This window comes from Saccharomonospora iraqiensis subsp. iraqiensis, assembly GCF_000430445.1.
In the GTDB taxonomy this organism is placed as follows: Bacteria; Actinomycetota; Actinomycetes; order Mycobacteriales; family Pseudonocardiaceae; genus Saccharomonospora; species Saccharomonospora iraqiensis.
Window position 1 is genome coordinate 1 of record NZ_KE387119.1, and the last position, 3274, is coordinate 3274.

General features: G+C 73.4%; 3 protein-coding genes. All 3 read left to right on the forward strand.

Going from position 1 to position 3274, the window contains the following annotated elements:
* Positions 1–164 precede the first annotated feature (164 nt).
* Positions 165–995, forward strand: coding sequence for an MOSC domain-containing protein (locus ACTIR_RS0117520; RefSeq protein WP_026455254.1), 831 nt, complete (start codon positions 165–167; stop codon positions 993–995).
* Between the two features lie 92 nt (positions 996–1087).
* Positions 1088–2446: a Pup--protein ligase gene (pafA, locus tag ACTIR_RS0117525; RefSeq protein WP_007024702.1), complete on the forward strand. Its 1359-nt coding sequence runs from the start codon at positions 1088–1090 to the stop codon at positions 2444–2446.
* A gap of 83 nt (positions 2447–2529) precedes the next feature.
* Positions 2530–3274 (forward strand): helix-turn-helix transcriptional regulator (locus ACTIR_RS24060; RefSeq protein ID WP_065388605.1); only part of this gene is annotated, 745 nt, incomplete at its 3' end.

Genomic DNA, 3274 nt, shown 5'->3' on the forward strand with positions numbered 1-3274 from the left:
GGAGCGTCCGGGCCGCAAGTTCCGCCGGATCACCGGCACGGCGCTGGAGGCGCTGATGCCGGCCTCCCCGGGCGGCGCGTCGACGGACTCCGCGCCGGCGGGCGGCGCCACGGACGGGGACGGGTCGACGTCGTCGGGCGGGTCCGAGTAGGGCCGGTTCCGCCATGGTCAGGGTCACCGGCCTGTACAGCTATCCGGTCAAGGGGTGCGCGGGGGTCCCGCTCGACGCGGGGACGCTGTCCCCGGCCGGGCCGGAGCACGACCGCACGTTCATGGTGGTCGACCCCGCGGGCGAGTTCCGCAGTCAACGCACGGACCCGCGGCTGGCGCTGGTGCGGGCCGGTGTCGAGGTCGCCGGGGCCGGCGCGGCGGACCGGCTGACCCTGTCGTGCGCGGGGGTGGAGACCCTGCCGGTGACGGTGGACACCGACGGGCCCCGCCACCCGGTGCGGATGCACACCAGGTCGTTCCACGGTGTCGACCAGGGCGACACCGCCGCCGAGTGGTTGTCGACGGTGCTGGGGCGGCCGAGCAGGCTGGTGCGGGTGCCGCCGGAGCACCACCGGGAGACCACCGGCCTCACCCCGGGCACCGCGGCCTACGCCGACAGCAGCGCGGTGCTGCTGATGACGCGGCGCAGCCTGGACGAACTGACCACCCGGCTGCGCGCCCGCGGCGCCGACCCGGTGCCGATGGACCGGTTCCGGCCCAACGTGGTCCTCGACGGCTGGGAGACGCCGCACGCCGAGGACGAGGTGCGCCGCGTCGCGGTGGGGGAGGCGGAGCTCGGCTTCACCAAGGTCGCCGTGCGGTGTGCGGTGACGACGGTGGACCAGGAGCGCGGTGTGCGGGCCGGGCCGGAGCCGTTGCGCACGCTGGCGGAGTACCGGCGCACCCCGGACGGGGTCGCCCTGGGGACCCGGTTCGCGGTCACCCGCCCCGGCAAGGTGTCGGTCGGCGACGAGGTGCGGGTCTCCGCGTGGGCGGGGCCGTGACCGGCGCCGGGAACGGGCCCGGCGCGGCGCGGGTTACGGATTCGGTGGATTTCGTTCACCGTACTGCGGCCGATAGCGCCTACCCTTGAGGGATGCAGCGTCGGATCTTTGGGATCGAGACCGAGTTCGGGGTCACCTGCACCTTCCACGGGCAGCGCAGGTTGTCGCCCGACGAAGTGGCGCGCTACCTGTTCCGGCGGGTGGTGTCGTGGGGCCGGTCGTCGAACGTGTTCCTGTCGAACGGCTCCCGGCTGTACCTGGACGTGGGGTCCCACCCGGAGTACGCGACCGCCGAGTGTGACGACATCACGCAGCTGGTGACGCACGACAAGGCGGGGGAGCGGATCCTGGAGGATCTGCTCGTCGATGCGGAGCGGCGGCTGGCCGACGAGGGTATCGGCGGGGACATCTTCCTGTTCAAGAACAACACCGACTCGGCGGGCAACTCGTACGGGTGTCACGAGAACTATCTGGTGACGCGGGCGGGGGAGTTCTCCCGGGTGGCGGACGTGTTGCTGCCGTTCCTGGTGACCCGGCAGTTGGTCGCCGGGGCGGGCAAGGTGCTGCAGACGCCGCGCGGGGCGGTGTACTGCCTGTCGCAGCGCGCGGAGCACATCTGGGAGGGGGTGTCCAGCGCGACGACCCGGTCCCGGCCGATCATCAACACCCGCGACGAGCCGCACGCCGACGCCGAGCGGTACCGCAGGTTGCACGTCATCGTCGGGGACTCGAACATGGCCGAGCCGACGACGCTGCTGAAGGTCGGTGCGGTGCACCTGGTGCTGGAGATGGTGGAGCAGGGGGTGCAGTTCCGCGACTTCACGCTGGACAACCCGATCCGCGCGATCCGGGAGGTGTCGCACGACCTGACGGGCCGGCGGCCGGTGCGGCTGGCGGGGGGCCGGGAGGCGTCGCCGTTGGAGATCCAGCGGGAGTATCACGCGCGGGCGGTGCAGCACGTGGAGGCCAACGACTCGGGGCCGACGGCGCGGCAGGTGGTGGACCTGTGGGGCCGGGCGTTGGACGCGGTGGAACGGCAGGACTTCTCCGGCATCGACACCGAGATCGACTGGGCGATCAAGCACCGCCTGGTGGAGCGGTACCGGGCCAAGCACGACCTGGACCTGTCCGACCCGAAGGTGGCGCAGCTGGATCTGGCCTACCACGACATCCGCCGCGGGCGGGGGATCTTCGACCTGCTGCAGCGCAAGGGCATGGTGCGGCGGGTGACCGACGACGGGGAGATCGAGGCGGCCAAGGACACCCCGCCGCAGACGACGCGGGCGAAGCTGCGGGGGGATTTCATCGCGGCGGCGCAGCAGGTGGGCCGGGACTTCACGGTGGACTGGGTGCACCTCAAGCTCAACGACCAGGCCCAGCGCACCGTGCTGTGCAAGGACCCGTTCCGCGCGGTGGACGAGCGGGTGGAACGGCTGATCGCCTCGTTGTGAGGCCGCCGCCGGTCCCGCGGCGGGCGGAGTGCGTCGGTGTGGGCCGCGCGCGGGCGGGCCGGTGGGGTGGCTAGGGTGGGCCCGTGTCCACCGCCCGTGCTGAACGCCTGGTCAACCTGGTGCTGGCGCTGCTGTCGACGCGGCAGTATCTGACCGCCGACCGGGTGCGGCAGATCGTGCCCGGCTACGCGGACGTGGCGGGGGACGAGGCGTTCTCCCGCATGTTCGAGCGGGACAAGGCGGAGCTGCGCGAGCTGGGGATCCCGGTGGAGACCGGGCGGAACTCGGTGTTCGACGCGGTGGAGGGCTACCGGATCGCGCGCCGGGACTACGAGCTGGGCGAGATCGACCTGGCTCCGGACGAGGCGGCGGCGGTGGCGTTGGCGGTGCGGCTGTGGGATTCGCCGGAGCTGACCGGGCAGGCGCACGGGGCCCTGGTGAAGCTGCGGGCGGCGGGGGTGGAGGTCGACGACCAGTCGGCGACGCTGGTGGAGCCGCGGGTGCACACGGACCCGGCGTTCGCGCCGCTGCTGTCGGCGGTGCGGCGTGGCTGTGTGGTGCGGTTCGACTACCGGCGTGGCGGGTCGCCGGAGCGGCGTGCGCGCACGGTGGAGCCCTGGGGTGTGGTGTCGTGGCGGGCCCGCTGGTATCTGGTGGGGCACGACCGGGACCGTGCGGCGCCGCGGTGTTTCCGCCTGTCCCGGATCCTGGGCCCGGTGCGCACGGTGGGTGCGGCGGGGGCCGTGCGCAGGCCGGAGGACGTGAACCTGCTGGAGTTCGTGGCCGGCCCGGACGGTGCGGACGACGCCGGGGAGGCGGCGCCGGCGC

Bases quoted from the DNA above. Each gene is read 5' to 3' on its own strand.
- ACTIR_RS0117520 (WP_026455254.1), top strand. From the start codon at position 165: ATGGTCAGGGTCACCGGCCTGTACAGCTATCCGGTCAAGGGGTGCGCG.
- pafA (WP_007024702.1), top strand. From the start codon at position 1,088: ATGCAGCGTCGGATCTTTGGGATCGAGACCGAGTTCGGGGTCACCTGC.